This is a genomic window from Phenylobacterium sp. (assembly GCF_036821595.1).
Taxonomy (GTDB): domain Bacteria; phylum Pseudomonadota; class Alphaproteobacteria; order Caulobacterales; family Caulobacteraceae; genus Phenylobacterium.
In genome coordinates this window covers 29,567-45,093 of the sequence record NZ_DAISJG010000009.1, presented here as the reverse complement: position 1 = coordinate 45,093, position 15,527 = coordinate 29,567, and the positions used below count along the sequence as shown (strand labels likewise).

Here is a 15,527-nt window from a genome sequence, read left to right as displayed (position 1 = left end):
GACACGGGGGGAACGACCATGAGGATCGACAGGCGACGCGCGCTGGCGCTGCTGGGTCTGGGGGCGGCGGGGCCTGCCGCCGGGCAGGCGACGACGGGAACGGTGGCGTTCCGCCACGGCGTTGCCTCCGGCGACCCGCTGCAGGACCGGGTGGTGATCTGGACCCGGATCACGCCCGAGACCCCGGGCGGTGAGATCGAGTACCGCTGGCGGCTCAATCCGGTGGACCGCCGCGCGGGCGGCGCGCGGAGCGGCGTCGGCGTCACCGGCCCGGGACGCGACTACACCTGCAAGGTGGACGTGGCGGGGCTGAGCCCCGGCCGGGCCTACGCCTTCGAGTTCGAGGCGGCGGGGGTGACCTCGCCCACGGGCCGAACCCGCACCCTGCCGGCCGGCGGCGTGAAGGACGTCGTCCTGGCGGTGGCCTCGTGCAGCCTCTACCCGAACGGCTACTTCCACGCCTACCAGGCCATCGCCGACCTGCCGCGCGTCGACGCGGTGCTGCACCTCGGCGACTACATCTACGAGTACGGCGGCCCGGACAGCTACGGCGACAACTCTCCGGTGGCCCCCCAACGGCGGCATGCGCCCTACCGCGAGATCGTCAGCCTCGGCGACTACCGGACCCGGCACGCGCAGTACAAGTCCGACCCGTCCCTGCAGGCGGCGCACGCCCGCGCGCCCTGGATCGTCGCCTGGGACGACCACGAGACCGCCAACGACAGCTTCCTCAATGGGGCGGAGAACCATACGGCCGGCGCGGAGGGCGACTGGGCGACGCGCAAGGCCGCGGCGCTGAAGGCCTACTACGAGTGGATGCCGATCCGGGAGCCGGCTCCGGGCCAGGGCCTGGCCGAGGCGGCGGCGCGCAGCTTCCGGTTCGGCGACCTGGCGCAGCTGATCATGGTGGAGACGAGGCTCTCGGCGCGCGACCAGCAGCTCGACCTCGAGCGCGACCTGCCGAAGGTGGACGGCAAGCCCGATGTGGCCGCCTTCAAGGCGCGGCTGAACGATCCGGACCGGCGGATGATGGGCCCGGCCCAGGAGGCCTGGATCGGACGCGAGCTGGCGGCCTCGGTGAAGGCCGGCCACGCCTGGCAGGTGATCGGCAACCAGGTGGTGATGGCGCGGGTGGACGGCTCGCTGCGCGCGGCGCTCACGCCGGACGAGGCGGCCCGCGTCGAACCGCGGGCGCTGCGGCGCATCGAGCGACGCGACGAGGCGGCGGCGCTCGGCGTCCCCGCGGCGCTCGACATGTGGGACGGCTATCCCGCCGACCGGGAGCGGCTGTACGGCCTGTTCCGCGAGGCAGGGGCCCGGCCGATCGTGGTCTCCGGCGACAGCCACTCCTTCTGGGCCAACGACCTGAAGGACGCGTACGGCCGCCGGGTGGCGGCAGAGTTCGGCACGACCGGGATCACCAGCCCGGGCGCCGGCGAGGTGGTCAAGGGCCTGGACTTCGGCGAGATCATCGCCCGCGCCAATCCGGAGGTGCTCTACAACAACCAGGTCGCCAAGGGCTTCGTCCTCCTGACCCTGACCCGCGCCGCGGCGCGCGCCGAGATGGTGGCGGTCTCGACCATCGTCGAGCCGACGTTCACGGCCGCGCCGGTGAAACGCTTCGTGGTGCGGCCGCAGGGGAGCGGGGTGGCCCGGCCGGCCGAGGCCTAGCGTCGCTCCAGCGCCAGGCGCAGGCCGAAGGCCAGGAAGACGCCGCCGGTCAGCCGGTCCAGCCAGCGGACGACGGCGGCCTTCTGCAGGGCGCCGGCGATCGGCCGGGTGGCGGCGATCAGGGCCGCGAACCAGGCGAGCCCCATCGCGCCGTGCACGACCGCCAGCAGGAAGATGAACGGCCCGGCCGCCACGCCGTCGGGAAGGAACTGCGGCAGGAAGCTCACGTAGAAGACGCCCACCTTGGGGTTCAGCAGGTTGGTCAGGAACCCCCGTCGCATCCACGCCAGGCCGTCGCCGTCCGGCGCCGGCGCCCCGGCGACCTCGAAGCGGTCGCGCGGCCTCAGGATCAGGTTCGCGCCGAGCCAGACGAGGTAGGCCGCGCCCGCCCACTTCAGGACCTGGAAGGCGAACGCCGAGGCCTCCAGCAGGGCGCCCAGGCCGAACGCCACCGCCGCGCCCCAGACCAGGCAGCCCGCCACGACGCCCAGGCCCGCCAGGGCCGCGCGCTTCGGCCCGTCCACCGCCGCGGTGCGCAGGACGAGCGCGGTGTCGAGGCCGGGCGTGATCGTGAGGAGGCCCGCGGCGACCGTGAAGGCCAGCAGCGCCTGGGCGACGGTCACGGTCGCCGCACCAGCCGCCCGCCCTCGACGGCGCGGTAGAAGCAGGATCGCGCGCCTGTGTGGCAGGCGCCGCCGTCGCCCTGCGGTCGAACCTTCAGCCAGACGGCGTCCTGGTCGCAGTCGATGCGCAGCTCGTCCACCGTCTGCACCTGGCCGCTGGTCGCCCCCTTGTGCCAGAGCTCTCCGCGCGAGCGGCTCCAGTAGTGGGCCTCGCCGGTGGCGAGGGTGCGTTCGAGCGCCTCGGCGTTCATCCAGGCCAGCATCAGCACCTCGCCGGTGTCGGCGTGGGTCGCCACCGCCGCGATGAGGCCGCTGGCGTCGTACCGGGGGGCGAGCGTCTCGCCCTGCTCGAGGTCGTGCTTGTCCATCCCCGACATATGCCGCGCCGCCGCGGCCGGGCCTAGGGGGTGACCGGCTCTCCGGTCCATTCCCAGTGCCAGGGCTCGTAGGGATAGCCGACGAAGCCGAACCGGCCGGCGTTGCGCACCAGCCAGGCGTAGAGGGCCGTCCGGGCCTGGAAGGAGCGGTTGGCGTCGCTGCTGGAGGTGACGTCCTCGCCGGGCGCCGCGCCGACATGGAGATCCATGGCCAGGCCCGTCAGGTGCGCCGAGCAGTTCGCGCGGGCCGGCCCACCACAGTTCCCCTCGGTGGCGCAGCGGGCCGCGTCGGCGAGAGGGTCTCGGTAGCCGGAGATGATGGTGAGCAGTTCCGGGTCGGCGGCGAGATCCGGAAGGTCCCGGCGCGCGGCGGCGACGAGAGTCCGATAGGCCTCGAGCGCGCCGGGCCTGAGCTGCACCGCCTTGCGCCAGTAGCCCTCCTCGGGCCGCGCCTGGGCGAGCGTCGACTCCGCCGGCCCCTGGGGGCACTGGCCGTCGCGGGTGGCGAGGACGAACGGCCGCCGCAGCATCCAGGCCACCCGCATCTTCTCGAAGCCGGCGGCGTCCACGCGGCCGGTGGCCGGCAGGCCCTGGCCGGCCTGCCAATCCGCCAGGGCGGCGGCGAAGCCGGGCGAGCCGGGCGCGCAGTCGGTGCCCACCTCCCGGGCGATCACGGGGGCATAGGCGTCCCAGCCGCGCTCCGCGACCCCGAATGGGGCCCAGGCCATGCCGGTGAGGTCGGCGGCGTTGGCCCGCGCCGCCTCGGCGAACCGCGCGGGACCCTTGCACCCGGCGATCCGCGCCGGATCGGGCGGGGCCGCCTCGTCGGCCGGGCGCCGCCATATTCCGCGCGTGGCGAGCAGGGCGACGGCGACGAGGACGGCGATCAGCAGCAGCCACTTCATGCGCCATCCCCACCCATCATTGAACGAAGATCAAGCTGAGCGGTTGTGGAAGTGGGGCGGAGGACGTCCTCCCGTCCGCGGCGGCGTCACGCCACCGGGAGAAAAACAAATGTCGATGGAAGCGCTGCTGATCTGGCTGGTGGTGGGCGCCGTGGCGGGCTGGCTCGCGGGCCTGATCGTCAAGGGCTACGGCTTCGGCCTCGTGGGCAATATCGTCGTGGGCATCCTCGGAGCCTTCATCGGCGGCTGGCTGTTCGGTAGCCTAGGCCTGATGGCCGGGAGCGGCATCATCGGCTCGATCATCGGCGCCACCGTCGGCGCGGTGATCCTGCTGCTGCTGCTGAGGCTCGTCCGCCGCGCCTGAACCTGAAGGCGCGCCCTGCCTCCCCCGTCGCCCGGACAGGGGAGGACAGGCGGCGGCCTACCTCCTGTTGACGAAGTCCAGGAAGCGCTGGCGCAGCGTCGCGTCGGTCTTGAAGACGCCCGTGAACTGGGTGGTGATCGTCGAGACGTGCCGGTGGTGCACGCCGCGCGTCGTCATGCACTGGTGGGCGGCGTCGATCAGGACCGCCACGCCCGCCGGGCGCAGGCTGTCGGTGATGGCGTCGGCGATCTGCTGGGTCATGGTCTCCTGGGTCTGGAGACGGCGGGCGAAGATCTCGACCACCTTGGCCAGCTTGGAGATCCCCACCACCCGGTTGGTCGGCATGTAGGCCACGTAGGCCTTGCCGAGGAACGGGGCCATGTGGTGCTCGCAGTGGCTCTCCACCTCGATGTCCCGCAGCATGACGATGTCGTCGTAGCCCTGCACGTCCTCGAAGGTGCGCGACAGCTCCTTGGCCGGGTCGAGGTGATAGCCCTCGAACCATTCGGCGTAGGCGTCGACCACGCGCTTGGGCGTGTCGATCACCCCTTCGCGCCGGGGATCGTCGCCCGCCCAGGCGATGAGCGTGCGAACCGCCTCCATCGCTTCTTCGCGCGTCGGGCGCTTCACGGCTTCAAGTTCCTGATCGGCTCCGACCAGGGTTCGGTCGCGGATGGCGTCCATGTCTGAGGCGGTTCTTTCCAGGGCTGAGTTGCGCCGGGACGAAGGTCCCGGAAATGACGCGTGCCACCCTTCACGTTGGATGGAGGACCCTCGGAATGGTTCCCGTGGCCTCCTGTCCGGGCGAAATGTATATGGGCAGGCCGCCGTCGGCGGCAACCGTCACGCTGCGTTAGCCCGAGACCATGACCCTGCACCTGTACGACACCATGAGCCGCTCGAAGCGGCCCTTCGCGCCCCAGGATCCCGAGCGGGTGACGATGTATGTGTGCGGGCCGACGGTCTACAACTTCGCCCACATCGGCAACTTCCGGCCGGTGGTGGTCTTCGACCTGCTGTTCCGGGTGCTGCGCCACATCTACGGGGAGGACCAGGTCCTCTACGCGGCCAACGTCACGGACGTGGACGACAAGATCAACGCCAAGGCCCAGGCCGAGGGCGTGCCGATCTCCACGGTCACCGAGCGCTACCTGGCGGCCTACAACGCCGACGCCGCCGCGCTCGGCGCGCTGCCGCCCACCTTCCAGCCCCGCGCGACGGAGACCATGGACGCCATCGTCGCCATGATCGGCGACCTGGTGCGCAACAACGCGGCCTACGCGGCCGAGGGCCACGTGCTCTTCAACACCCAGGCCTTCGCCGACTACGGCAAGCTCTCGGGCCGGCCGCTCGAGGACCTGATCGCCGGCGCCCGGGTGGACGTCGCGCCCTACAAGCAGGATCCGCGCGACTTCGTGCTCTGGAAGCCGTCCAAGCCCGGGGAGCCGGAGTGGGAGAGCCCCTGGGGCCCTGGCCGCCCCGGCTGGCACATCGAGTGCACGGCGATGATCGACCAGGCGCTGGGCCTGCCGATCGACATCCACGGCGGCGGCATCGACCTCGTCTTCCCCCACCACGAGAACGAGCTGGCCCAGGGCGTCTGCGCCGGCCACGGGCGCGAGTACGCCCGCTTCTGGCTGCACAACGGCTTCCTCAACATGGCCGAGGAGAAGATGTCCAAGAGCCTGGGCAACGTCGCCCTGGCCCACGACCTCCTGAAGCAGTACCCGGGCGAGGCGCTGCGCTGGGCGCTGCTCGTCGGCCACTATCGCGCGCCGCTGGAGTGGAACGGCGAGCTCATCGAGCAGGCCAAGAGCGCGCTCGACCGGCTCTACCGGGTGCTGGACGACACCGCCCGCTTCCTCTCCGGCGAGGGCGACCCGTCGGCCGGCGGCCGCGAGACCCCGGCCCAGCGCAAGGCCTTCGACGCAGTGTTCGCAGCCCTGGAGGACGACCTCAACACACCGGGCGCCTTCGCGGCCCTGTTCCAGCTGGCCGACCTGGTCCGGGGCGCGGTGATGGCCCGGGACGTCGCGGCCGCCGCCAGCGGACGCGACCTGCTGCGCCAGGCCGCGGGACTGATGGGCTTCCTGACCGGCGACCCGCAGGCCTGGTTCCAGGGCGGGGCCGACGATACTCTGAAGGCCAAGGTGGAAGAGCTGCTGGCCGCGCGCCAGGCCGCCCGGACCGCCAAGGATTGGCCGCAAGCCGATCGTATAAGGGCCGAACTGGCGGCGCTGAACGTCGAGGTCATGGACGGCCCGACCGGCGCCACCTGGAGGATCAAGGAACAGGCGTGATGGGTTTCACCTCGCCCCCGCAACTGAAGGCCGGCATGTTCGGCTCGCGCGGCCCCGCCGCCGGGCCGCAGCTTCCCGGCGCGCCCAAGCCGGTGAAGCCCAAGGGCCCGACCGGCATCCGCATCGAACACCGCATCGGCGTCCAGGCGCCGGCCGAGGTGATCTGGGACGTGCTCTACGACCTCGAGCGCTGGCATGAGTGGAACCCGCTCTACCCGCGCGCCGCGGGCCAGATCCGGCTCGGCCAGACGCTCGACCTGACGCTCGCCCTGCCGGGCCAGCCGGAGCGCCAGATTCAGCCGGTGGTGCTGGAATGGGTGCCGAACGAACAGCTCCACTGGCGGCTGACCCTGATGGGCGGGCTGATGAAGTCGATCCGCTTCATCGAGATCGACGCCCTCTCCGCGACCGGCTGCATCGTCAACAACGGCGAGCTGTTCCAGGGCCTGCTGGCCAAGGGGGCCCTGCGTCAGGTGGGCCGCTCGGTGCACCGCGGCTTCGGCCAGATGAACGAGGCGCTGAAACTCCGCGCCGAGGCCGCCTGGGAAGCGCAGCGCGGCTGAGGCCGCCGTCGATTTACAATCCCGACCGCTCGTTCAAACTGGGCGCCCACGCCGGCCCGACCCGGCGACAGAGGGCGTAGGGAACGGATGACGGGCGCGACGGACGAACCCTTCGGCAGGCCGGCATCCACTCACGTCGCGGCTGACGTTCGCCCGCCGCCGTCGCTGTGGACCAAGCTCGCCTACGGCTTCGGCTCCGTCGCCTATGGCGTCAAGGACAACGGGTTCAATTATTTCCTGCTGATCTTCTACAGCCAGGTGATCGGGCTCGACGCCCGGCTGGTCGGCCTGGCGATCACCACCGCCCTCGTCGTGGACGCCATCAGCGACCCGGTCGTCGGCTACTGGTCCGACAATCTCCGCTCCCGCTGGGGACGCCGCCATCCGTTCATGTACGCGTCGGCCATCCCGGTGGCGGCGACCTACTTCCTGCTCTGGAACCCGCCGACAGATTGGTCGCCCACGGCGCTGTTCTGGTACGTCCTGCTGCTGGCGGTGCTGATCCGGACCTTCATCACCTTCTATGAAACGCCGAGCTCGGCGCTCGCCCCGGAACTGACCGACGACTACGACCAGCGCAGTTCGCTGCTGAGCTTCCGCTATTACTTCGGCTGGACAGGCGGCAACGCCATGTCCGTGCTGATGTTCATGTTCCTGTTCCCGGCCTTCGCCACGGCGACGATCCCGAACGGACAGTTCAATCGCGAGGCCTATTCCCTCTACGGGATCATCGGTTCGGCGCTGATCTTCGCGGCGATCGTGATCTCCTCCCTGGGCACCCACTCGCGGATCGCCCACCTCCCGGCCCCCCCGCCGAAGCGGACGATCAGGTTGGGCGCGGTGTTCCGGGAGATCTTCGAGACCCTGGCCACCCGGTCGTTCGTGGCCCTCTTCCTGGCCGCCATGCTGGGCGCGGTGGCCACCGGCCTGTCGGCCGCCCTGGCGTTCTATTTCACCACCTACTACTGGGGTTTCGCGCCCCAGCAGACCGGCTGGGTGACCGTCGGTGTCTTCGGCTCGGCGATCATCGGCTCGGCGCTGGCGCCGGTCGTCACCCGCGCCATCGGCAAGAAGCGCGGGGCGATGATCATCGGCATGATCGCCTTCCTGGGCTCGCCGCTGCCGATCGTCCTGCGGCTGCTGGACGTCCTGCCGGAGAACGGCACGCCGTTCATCTTCTGGTTCGTGCTACTGTCCGGGATGGTCGATGTGGGCCTGATCATCTGCTTCCAGATCCTGTCGGCCTCGATGCTCGCCGACCTGGTGGAGCAGGCCGAGCTGAGGACGCGCCGGCGCTCGGAAGGCCTGTTCTTCGCCGCCTCGACCTTCATCCGCAAGTCGGTGCAGGGGCTGGGCGTGATCACCGCCGGCTTCGTGCTCGCCGCCGCGCAGTTCCCGGCCGGAGCGGATCCCTCGCAGGTGTCCGAGGAGACCCTCCGGCGGCTGGGGATGATCTATGTGCCGGCCATCCTGACCCTCTGGATGGCGATGATGGCGATGATCTCCACCTACCGGCTCGGCCGGGCCGACCACGAAGACAATCTGCGCAGGCTGGCGGCGGCCAAGGGCGGGAGCGGGCCCGGGCCGGCCTGACGGGCCGGCGGGGCCGGGGTCGCGGCAGGATCTACGTACTTTCCCGGAGTATATCCGACTTTTGCGGTCGGTTATTCCCGACCCTCGGCCGCCGATCGACGGCGGCGAAGGGTGCCTGTCATGCGTCTCCTCAAGTCGATCTTCTACACGCCCGGCAACATGCTCGCCGACCGCCTCGGCACGACCGACGAGCACGAGCGCGGCCTGCTGCGCATGCTGGTGAACTCGATCATCTGGATCAGCATCGCCGCCGTCGTCTTCATGGCCGCGGTCGCGGCGCGCTGACGCGCCGGCGCTCCGGCGTTTGACAGACAGGCCCGCGATCCCGAACTAAGGGCCGATGATCGACGACCTCTACTCGGCGAAGCTGCTGAAGCTCGCGGCCAACCTGCCGCGGGTGGGGCGCCTCGACGCCCCTGACGCCACCGTCGAGAAGGTGGCTAAGCTGTGCGGCAGCCGGGTCCTGGTCGACGTGCGCGTCGAGGACGGCGTCGTCGCCGACTTCGCCCAGGAGGTGAAGGCCTGCGCGCTGGGGCAGGCGGCGGCATCCGTGCTGGGCGCCCATGTGATCGGCGCCACCCTTCCGGAGCTCGAAGTGGCCCGCGACCGGTTCCGTGCTATGCTGAAGGCGGGTGGTTCGCCGCCCGAAGGACGGTTTTCGGATCTTGAGATGCTCGCGCCCGTGAAGGACTACCCGGCCCGCCACGCCTCGACGCTGCTCGCGTTCGAGGCGGTGACCGAGGCCGTCCGGCAGGCGACGGAAAAGCAGGGCGGCGGGCGAACTAGCCCCGCCGGCGCGGCTTGATCCTCTCGTGACCGGGGCGTAAGCCCGGCCCGACTTTCATTGATCCCGTAGCCGGCATGACTTTCTACGAGAGGTGCGTCAGGGGCGCGTTGCGCGCCTACAAGCTGACGCTTTCGCCGCTGATCGGGCGGCAGTGCCGGTTCCTCCCGACCTGTTCGGAGTACACGGCGCAGGCCCTGATCAGTCATGGCCCCTGGCGCGGCGCCTGGCTGGGCGCGCGCCGGGTGTGCCGTTGCCATCCCTGGGGCCCGGCGGGCTACGACCCGCCGCCGCCCGCACCCGGAACACATAAGACATGATCGACCTGATTTTCCCCGACGGCTCCAAGCGCTCCTTCGACGAGGGCGTCACGGGCCGCGACGTGGCCGCCGGCATCTCCAAGTCGCTGGAGAAGAAGGCCATCCTCATCAAGCTCGACGGCGAGCTCCTCGACCTCGACCGCCCGCTGGAGACGGGGGGCCGGTTCGAGATCCTGACGCGCGAGGCGCCCGAGGCGCTGGAGACCATCCGCCACGACGCCAGCCACGTGCTGGCCGAGGCGGTGCAGGAGCTGTTCCCCGGCACCCAGGTGACCATCGGCCCGGCCATCGAGGACGGCTTCTACTACGACTTCGCCCGCGACGAGCCGTTCAGCCTGGACGACCTGGCCAAGATCGAGCAGCGGATGCGCGAGATCGTCGACCGCGACGAGCCCATCCGGCGCGAGGAGTGGGATCGCGACGAGGCGATCCGCCACTTCCGGGAGATCGGCGAGGAGTACAAGGCCCAGATCATCGAGGCGATCCCGGCCGGCGAGAAGATCACGGTCTACCGCCAGGGCCAGTGGAAGGACCTCTGCCGGGGGCCCCACCTGCCGTCCACCAAGGCGGTCGGCAAGGCCTTCAAGCTGACCAAGCTGGCCGGCGCCTACTGGCGCGGCGACCACCGCAACCCGATGCTCCAGCGCATCTACGGCACGGCCTGGGCGAACGAGGCCGACCTCGAGGCCTACATCCACCGCATCGAGGAAGCCGAGAAGCGCGACCACCGCAAGATCGGCCGCGCCATGGACCTCTTCCACATGCAGGAAGAGGCCAAGGGGATGATCTTCTGGCACGCGAAGGGCTGGCAGCTCTACCGGTCGGTGGAATCCTATATGCGCCGCATGCTCGACGCCGACGGCTATGTGGAGGTGAAGGCGCCCCAGATCATGGACCGCGAGATGTGGGAGCGGTCCGGCCACTGGCAGAAGTTCGGCAAGAACATGTTCACCTGCGAGACGGAGGAGGGCGAGTCCCTGGCCGTCAAGCCGATGAACTGCCCCGGCCACGTGCAGATCTTCAACCACGGCCAGAAGAGCTACCGAGACCTGCCGCTGCGCATGGCCGAGTTCGGCGCCTGTCACCGCTACGAGCCGTCGGGCGCCCTGCACGGGATCTTCCGCGTGCGCGCCTTCACCCAGGACGACGCCCACATCTTCTGCCGAGAGGACCAGATCGAGGCCGAGTCCACGAAGTTCATCCGGCTGCTGGAGCAGGTCTACCGCGACTGCGGCCTGGAACTGCATGCGGTGAAGCTGGCGCTCCGGCCCGACGAGCGCTTTGGCACGGACGAGGTCTGGGACGTCGCCGAGGCCAAGCTGGAGCGGGCCGCGCTCAACGCCGGGATCGAACGGGTCGAGATGCTCCCCAACGAGGGCGCCTTCTACGGCCCCAAGCTGGAATTCCACCTGCGCGACGCCATCGGCCGGACTTGGCAGTGCGGGACGCTGCAGCTGGACTATGTCCTCCCCGAGCGCCTCGACGCGGAGTACGTCGCCGAGGACGGCTCGAAGCAGCGGCCGGTGATGCTCCACCGGGCGATCTGCGGCTCCATGGAGCGCTTCATCGGGGTGATGATCGAGAACTACGCCGGCGCCTTCCCCCTGTGGCTGGCGCCCACCCAGGTGGTGGTGGCGACGATCACCTCCGACGCCGACGACTTCGCCCTGAAGGCGGCCGAGCAGCTGCGCGCCCGCGGCCTTCGGGTGGAGACGGACCTGCGCAACGAGAAGATCAACTACAAGGTCCGCGAGCACAGCCTCGCCAAGGTCCCGGTCATCGCGGTGGTCGGACGCCGTGAGGCCGAGGAGGGCAAGGTGGCGCTGCGGCGCCTCGGTTCCGACGGCCAGGAGATTCTCGCCCTGGATGAGGCGGCGAACATGCTTGCCTTGCAGGCGACTCCGCCCGATCTTGCCCGGGCCAGGGGGGCGTTCTCGGCGCCCGGGGAGATCGGGGCGAGGGAGGCTGGATGAACGGCGTCGCCGCACCGATCGTCGCTGTAGAGCCCGCGCCGGCGCCGAGCGACCTGCGGCGCCGCCGCAGCGTCTCGGTGGTGATGGTCGTCTACATGACCGGTGAGGCGCTCGAGGAGAGCGTGGCCTGCGTCCTGGCGGACACCCACGTCGACGAGTTCGTCATCGTCGACAACGGGTCCACCGGGGCGGAGTCGGCGCGCCTGCGCGAGGTCGCCCGCGACCGCCGCGTCAAGCTGATCTCCGGCCACGGCAACGTGGGCTTCGCCCGCGGCGCCAACCTCGGGGCCAGGGCGGCGACCGGGGAGATCCTGGTCTTCCTCAATCCGGACGCCTTCCTGCAGCCGGGCTGCATCGCCGAGCTGGCGCGCGAGATCGAAGGGCGGCCGGTCCCCTGCATCGTCGGCGGGCGGGTGCTGAACGCCGACCGCACCGAGCAGCGCGGCGCCCGGCGCGGCGACATCACCCCGTTCAGCGCGCTGATGTCGCTGTCGCAGCTGGCCCAGCGCGTCCCGGCCTGGCGCCGCTACGAGGTGCACTGGGAGGGCGACGCTGCGCCGGACCAGATCACCCCCGTGCCGACCATCTCCGGCGCCTGCTTCTGCATGCGCCGCGACGACTTCGACGCCGTGGGCGGGTTCGACGAGAAGTACTTCCTGCACGTGGAGGACGTGGACCTCTGCTGGCGCGTGCGCGAGCAGGGCGGCCTTGTCCTGTTCCACCCGAAGGCCGAGGTGATCCACCTGGGCCACACCAGCCAGACCAGTCCGCTGAAGGTCGAGTTCCACAAGGGTGTGGGGCTGGCCCGCTACTTCCAGAAGCGCGCTCGCAGCGTCTCCGAACGCGCCGTGGCCCTCCTGCTCGCGCCCGTGGTCGTGGGCGCCGCCCTGGCGCGGCCGATCCTCTGGCGGCTGAAGGGCCGGGCCTAGGGTTTCCACGCCGCCGCGAGCGACGCGGCCCGCAGCCACGTGCGCCGCTCTTCCTGCGCGTCCGCCAGCGCGCGGTGAGCCACGGGTCGCGCCTCGCGCTCGCGCAGGGCCTGGGCGACGATCAGGGCCGCCGCCTGCGCTGGCTCCTCGGACAGGTTCTGGGGAAGGCCCGCTCGGGCGGCCTCGACGAACGCCAGTTCGGAGTCCCTGAGACGCAGGGCGTGGCGCGGCAGGCCGGCGGCGCGCAGGAGCACGCTCATCCACTTGCCGTCCCATGACGGCGAGCTCGCATAGAGTTCGTGCCCGGCGAGCCGGTCCAGCATTCGGCTCGCCACCGCCTCGTGCGGCTCGCCCTCGGCCTCCAGGGTGGCGCGGGAGAGGCCGTGAACGGCCTCCGCGGTCGGGTCCCAGTCGGTCCAGGCCGGCGCCGGCCGGATCAGGTGGGCCTCCTCGGTCCCGTCCTCGAAGACCCAGCCCACCTCCACGGGATAGCTGTCGTCGCTCAGCGACGACGCCTCGAAATCCAGGAAGACCCGCATCGCCCGACGGGTGTCAGGCGGCGCGGAACGGGAAGCTGCCCGCGCGGCCGACGGAGGAGGCGACCTTCTTGCCCAGCAGGTCCGACACCCAGGTCCCGATCCCGATCAGTTGGTCGAGGTCGTAGCCGGTCTCGAAGCCGGCGCGCTCCAGCATGTAGACCAGGTCCTCGGTGCCGATGTTGCCGGTCGCGTTCGGGGCGAAGGGGCAGCCGCCCAGGCCGCCGACGCTGGCGTCCAGCACGTCCACGCCGGCCTCGACGCTGGCGAAGGCGTTGGCCAGGCCGGTGTTGCGGGTGTCGTGGAAGTGCATCCGCAGCCGGGTGTTCGGCGCAGCCTTGCGGGCGGCCTCGATGCGGCGGCGCACGGTCCACGGGTCCGCCACCCCGATGGTGTCGGCGAGCGCGATCTCGGCGACCCGCAGGTCGGCGGCGGCCGAGACGATCTCGACCACCCGGTCCTCGGAGACCTCCCCGTCGAAGGGACAGCCGAAGGCCACCGAGACGGTGACCGTCACCGGCGGCTCCTCCTTCTTCCGGACCGCCATGATGGCCCTGAGGGCGTCCAGCTGCTCGGCCACCGAGGCGCCCTGGTTGCGGATGCCGAAGCCGTCGGTGGCGCAGACCACGACATTGGCCTCGTCGCACTTCGCCTCCACGCAGCGCTCCCAGCCCCTCATGTTGAGGACCAGGCCGATCCGGCCCTTGCCGGCCTCGTGCGGCAGGGCGGCCATGATCTCCTCGGCGCCCGCCATCTGCGGCACCCGGCGGGGATTGACGAAGGAGACGACCTCCATCCGCTTCGCGCCGGCGGCCTCGAGGCGGCGGATCAGCTCCAGCTTCTGGTCGACGTCGAGCAGCGTCTTCTCGTTCTGCAGGCCGTCGCGGGGACCCACTTCCACGATCTCGATCCTGCGGCTCATCGGGCGGCTCCTCGGGCGGACTGGTACACGCGCAGCGTCATCTCATCGCCGTTCGAATAGTCCAAGCCCTCGATCACGGTCACCAGGCGGGCCTGGGCGCCGGCTGCGGCGAGCGCGGCGCGGAAGTCCGCCTCCTCGCGGGCCTCCACCACCGCCGGGCGGCCCTCGGCGATGGCCTGGGCGGCCTCCTCGGCGCCCTCGAGCTCGGTGGGCGTCCCGAGCGCGAAGACCAGGCTGGGTTCGGCGAAGCCGGCGACCGCCACGGGGGCCTCGGCAACGCCCTGGCGCGGCAAGAGGCGGGCGGCGGCGAGCGCGTGCTCGGTGCGGTCGGAGAGCCAGAGCGGGTCGAGCCGCGGCGCGAGACCGGCCGCCAGGGCCGCGTGGCCCAGGACGCCCAGGCCCAGCGCGCTGACCAGGGCGGCGCGCGGGGCGCGGCGGACGATCATGTAGGCCCCGACCAGTCCGGCCGCCGCCAGCAGGCCCGCGGTGAGCGCCGCGGCGGTGACGTCCGCGCCGTCGCCGTAGGCCGAGAGCAGGTAGACAGCGCCGCCGGCCAGCGCGAGGCCCGCGAAGGCCGACAGCCCCGCGCCGGTCCAGCGGACCTTCGGGCCCAGGGGCTGGGCGAGCGCCGCGGCGGCCAGCCAGGCCAGCGCGCCGTAGGTCAGGAGCGGATAGTGCACCAGCTTGGTGGGCAGGGCCTCGAAGAACAGGAAGCCCGGCGCGAACCAGGCCACCGCGAACCGCACGCCGGGCTCGGCCCGCCGGCGCCAGGCGGTGACGAGGGCTGCGGGCAGCAGCAGTGTCATCGGGAAGGTCAGCAGGGGCGCGAGCAGGGTGTGGTAGCCGGGCGGCGCGCCATGGGTCTCCTGCCCGCCCGCCAGCTTGGGCGCCAGGTCGCCGGCCAGCGCCGTCGTCCAGAAGGCCCCGTCGGTGGCGACCGTCACCGCCCCGGCCCAGGGGCCGACGATGACCAGCACCAGGATCAGGCCCCAGTACCAGTTGAGCCGCGCGAGCCAGGCCGGGCGGCGGTCGAGCAGCAGGAGGGCGCCGATCGTCAGGCCGATGATCAGCGGCCCCACCGGTCCCTTGATCAGGGTCGCGAAGGCGGTTCCCAGCCAGAACAGCAGTACGGCCCGCTTGCCGGCGGGCGGGCCGCCGCGCGCCTCGCCGTAGATCCGCGCCAGCGCGGCCAGCGCCAGGGTGGTCATGCCGCAGAGCATGGCGTCGGTCTTGGCGATGAAGGCCTCGGTGGAGAGCAGGAAGGTGGTCCCCAGCATCGCCCCGGCCAGCAGGCCGGCCGGTCCGCCGAACAAGGCGGCCGCACCCCAGGCGCAGGCCGCCGCCGCGAGCATCGCCCCGAGCAGGGAGGGGATGCGGTAGGCCCAGATCTGCCGCGCCTCGGGGCTGGAGAAGGCCGAGACGCTGGCCGCCTGCATCCAGTGGATGCCGACCGGCTTCTTGAACCGCGGCTGGTCCTGGTAGCGGATCACCACGTAGTCGCCGGTCTCCAGCATCTGGGCCGTGGCCTGGGCGAAGCGTGATTCGTCGCGGTCCAGGGGCGGCACGGCGAAGACCCCGGGCAGTCCCGCCAGGAAGGCGATCAGCGCCGCTGCCGCGGGACCTCGCCAGCCGCGGCTCCAGCGCGCCAGTTCACCTTCGAGCGTCAT

At 71.4% G+C, this 15,527-nt stretch carries 17 protein-coding genes; 10 read left to right on the top strand and 7 right to left on the bottom strand.

Annotated features, from left to right (window positions below; genetic code table 11):
• Positions 1-18: 18 nt before the first annotated feature.
• Positions 19-1,671: an alkaline phosphatase D family protein gene (locus tag V7Z97_RS07135; RefSeq protein ID WP_334162397.1), complete on the top strand. Its 1,653-nt coding sequence runs from the start codon at positions 19-21 to the stop codon at positions 1,669-1,671.
• Here the strand turns inward: V7Z97_RS07135 and V7Z97_RS07130 are convergent.
• The 3 genes from V7Z97_RS07130 to V7Z97_RS07120 are packed head-to-tail and all read right to left on the bottom strand — an operon-like array spanning position 1,668 to position 3,576.
• Positions 1,668-2,294 (bottom strand): LysE family translocator, encoded by a 627-nt coding sequence (locus V7Z97_RS07130; protein WP_334162396.1) that lies wholly within the window; start codon positions 2,292-2,294, stop codon positions 1,668-1,670. The genes V7Z97_RS07135 and V7Z97_RS07130 overlap by 4 nt on opposite strands.
• Entirely contained in the window at positions 2,291-2,662 is a 372-nt protein-coding gene (hisI, locus tag V7Z97_RS07125) for a phosphoribosyl-AMP cyclohydrolase (protein WP_334162394.1), read from the bottom strand. The genes V7Z97_RS07130 and hisI overlap by 4 nt, the downstream gene beginning before the upstream one ends.
• Positions 2,663-2,694: 32 nt before the next feature.
• Complete coding sequence (locus tag V7Z97_RS07120) at positions 2,695-3,576, bottom strand: D-alanyl-D-alanine carboxypeptidase family protein (RefSeq protein WP_334162392.1); 882 nt, start codon at positions 3,574-3,576, stop codon at positions 2,695-2,697.
• A 109-nt stretch (positions 3,577-3,685) separates the two neighbouring features.
• Here V7Z97_RS07120 and V7Z97_RS07115 point away from each other — a divergent pair, with 109 nt between their 5' ends.
• Complete coding sequence (locus tag V7Z97_RS07115; RefSeq protein WP_334162391.1) at positions 3,686-3,940, top strand: GlsB/YeaQ/YmgE family stress response membrane protein; 255 nt, start codon at positions 3,686-3,688, stop codon at positions 3,938-3,940.
• A 57-nt stretch (positions 3,941-3,997) separates the two neighbouring features.
• Here V7Z97_RS07115 and folE read toward each other — a convergent pair whose 3' ends face one another.
• Positions 3,998-4,624: a GTP cyclohydrolase I FolE gene (folE, locus tag V7Z97_RS07110; protein ID WP_334162390.1), complete on the bottom strand. Its 627-nt coding sequence runs from the start codon at positions 4,622-4,624 to the stop codon at positions 3,998-4,000.
• A 182-nt stretch (positions 4,625-4,806) separates the two neighbouring features.
• Between folE and cysS the strand changes: the two genes are divergently transcribed.
• The 8 genes from cysS to V7Z97_RS07070 all read left to right on the top strand — a co-directional run bounded on the left by cysS (position 4,807) and on the right by V7Z97_RS07070 (position 12,402).
• Entirely contained in the window at positions 4,807-6,240 is a 1,434-nt protein-coding gene (gene cysS, locus V7Z97_RS07105; protein ID WP_334162389.1) for a cysteine--tRNA ligase, read from the top strand.
• A complete protein-coding gene (locus V7Z97_RS07100) occupies positions 6,240-6,803 on the top strand; it encodes an SRPBCC domain-containing protein (RefSeq protein WP_334162388.1) in 564 nt (187 codons plus the stop codon). The genes cysS and V7Z97_RS07100 overlap by 1 nt, the downstream gene beginning before the upstream one ends.
• A gap of 87 nt (positions 6,804-6,890) precedes the next feature.
• Positions 6,891-8,396: an MFS transporter gene (locus V7Z97_RS07095; protein WP_334162387.1), complete on the top strand. Its 1,506-nt coding sequence runs from the start codon at positions 6,891-6,893 to the stop codon at positions 8,394-8,396.
• A 120-nt stretch (positions 8,397-8,516) separates the two neighbouring features.
• The gene (locus tag V7Z97_RS07090) at positions 8,517-8,681 is read left to right on the top strand and encodes a hypothetical protein (protein ID WP_334162386.1); all 165 of its coding nucleotides are present in this window, start codon (positions 8,517-8,519) and stop codon (positions 8,679-8,681) included.
• Positions 8,682-8,736: 55 nt separating this feature from the next.
• Positions 8,737-9,201: an iron-sulfur cluster assembly scaffold protein gene (locus V7Z97_RS07085; protein ID WP_334162385.1), complete on the top strand. Its 465-nt coding sequence runs from the start codon at positions 8,737-8,739 to the stop codon at positions 9,199-9,201.
• A 56-nt stretch (positions 9,202-9,257) separates the two neighbouring features.
• On the top strand, positions 9,258-9,500 hold the full coding sequence (gene yidD, locus V7Z97_RS07080; protein WP_334162384.1) for a membrane protein insertion efficiency factor YidD: 243 nt from the start codon (positions 9,258-9,260) through the stop codon (positions 9,498-9,500).
• Positions 9,497-11,473: a threonine--tRNA ligase gene (thrS, locus tag V7Z97_RS07075; protein WP_334162383.1), complete on the top strand. Its 1,977-nt coding sequence runs from the start codon at positions 9,497-9,499 to the stop codon at positions 11,471-11,473. The genes yidD and thrS overlap by 4 nt, the downstream gene beginning before the upstream one ends.
• The gene (locus tag V7Z97_RS07070) at positions 11,470-12,402 is read left to right on the top strand and encodes a glycosyltransferase family 2 protein (RefSeq protein ID WP_334162382.1); all 933 of its coding nucleotides are present in this window, start codon (positions 11,470-11,472) and stop codon (positions 12,400-12,402) included. The genes thrS and V7Z97_RS07070 overlap by 4 nt, the downstream gene beginning before the upstream one ends.
• On the opposite strand, the gene V7Z97_RS07065 is transcribed toward V7Z97_RS07070, so the two are convergent.
• The 3 genes from V7Z97_RS07065 to V7Z97_RS07055 are packed head-to-tail and all read right to left on the bottom strand — an operon-like array spanning position 12,399 to position 15,527.
• Entirely contained in the window at positions 12,399-12,941 is a 543-nt protein-coding gene (locus V7Z97_RS07065) for a 3'-5' exonuclease (protein WP_334162381.1), read from the bottom strand. The genes V7Z97_RS07070 and V7Z97_RS07065 overlap by 4 nt on opposite strands.
• A 13-nt stretch (positions 12,942-12,954) precedes the next feature.
• On the bottom strand, positions 12,955-13,860 hold the full coding sequence (locus V7Z97_RS07060; protein WP_334162380.1) for a hydroxymethylglutaryl-CoA lyase: 906 nt from the start codon (positions 13,858-13,860) through the stop codon (positions 12,955-12,957).
• Complete coding sequence (locus tag V7Z97_RS07055) at positions 13,857-15,527, bottom strand: ArnT family glycosyltransferase (RefSeq protein ID WP_334162379.1); 1,671 nt, start codon at positions 15,525-15,527, stop codon at positions 13,857-13,859. Before V7Z97_RS07055 ends, V7Z97_RS07060 begins: the two co-directional genes overlap by 4 nt.

Excerpts from the sequence above, each read along its gene's own strand:
- V7Z97_RS07055 (WP_334162379.1), bottom strand. The coding sequence starts at position 15,527 with ATGACGCTCGAAGGTGAACTGGCGCGCTGGAGCCGCGGCTGGCGAGGT.
- folE (WP_334162390.1), bottom strand. The coding sequence starts at position 4,624 with ATGGACGCCATCCGCGACCGAACCCTGGTCGGAGCCGATCAGGAACTT.
- V7Z97_RS07115 (WP_334162391.1), top strand. The coding sequence starts at position 3,686 with ATGTCGATGGAAGCGCTGCTGATCTGGCTGGTGGTGGGCGCCGTGGCG.
- V7Z97_RS07135 (WP_334162397.1), top strand. The coding sequence starts at position 19 with ATGAGGATCGACAGGCGACGCGCGCTGGCGCTGCTGGGTCTGGGGGCG.
- hisI (WP_334162394.1), bottom strand. The coding sequence starts at position 2,662 with ATGGACAAGCACGACCTCGAGCAGGGCGAGACGCTCGCCCCCCGGTAC.
- V7Z97_RS07120 (WP_334162392.1), bottom strand. The coding sequence starts at position 3,576 with ATGAAGTGGCTGCTGCTGATCGCCGTCCTCGTCGCCGTCGCCCTGCTC.
- thrS (WP_334162383.1), top strand. The coding sequence starts at position 9,497 with ATGATCGACCTGATTTTCCCCGACGGCTCCAAGCGCTCCTTCGACGAG.
- V7Z97_RS07100 (WP_334162388.1), top strand. The coding sequence starts at position 6,240 with ATGGGTTTCACCTCGCCCCCGCAACTGAAGGCCGGCATGTTCGGCTCG.
- cysS (WP_334162389.1), top strand. The coding sequence starts at position 4,807 with ATGACCCTGCACCTGTACGACACCATGAGCCGCTCGAAGCGGCCCTTC.
- V7Z97_RS07065 (WP_334162381.1), bottom strand. The coding sequence starts at position 12,941 with ATGCGGGTCTTCCTGGATTTCGAGGCGTCGTCGCTGAGCGACGACAGC.
- yidD (WP_334162384.1), top strand. The coding sequence starts at position 9,258 with ATGACTTTCTACGAGAGGTGCGTCAGGGGCGCGTTGCGCGCCTACAAG.
- V7Z97_RS07070 (WP_334162382.1), top strand. The coding sequence starts at position 11,470 with ATGAACGGCGTCGCCGCACCGATCGTCGCTGTAGAGCCCGCGCCGGCG.
- V7Z97_RS07060 (WP_334162380.1), bottom strand. The coding sequence starts at position 13,860 with ATGAGCCGCAGGATCGAGATCGTGGAAGTGGGTCCCCGCGACGGCCTG.
- V7Z97_RS07090 (WP_334162386.1), top strand. The coding sequence starts at position 8,517 with ATGCGTCTCCTCAAGTCGATCTTCTACACGCCCGGCAACATGCTCGCC.
- V7Z97_RS07085 (WP_334162385.1), top strand. The coding sequence starts at position 8,737 with ATGATCGACGACCTCTACTCGGCGAAGCTGCTGAAGCTCGCGGCCAAC.
- V7Z97_RS07095 (WP_334162387.1), top strand. The coding sequence starts at position 6,891 with ATGACGGGCGCGACGGACGAACCCTTCGGCAGGCCGGCATCCACTCAC.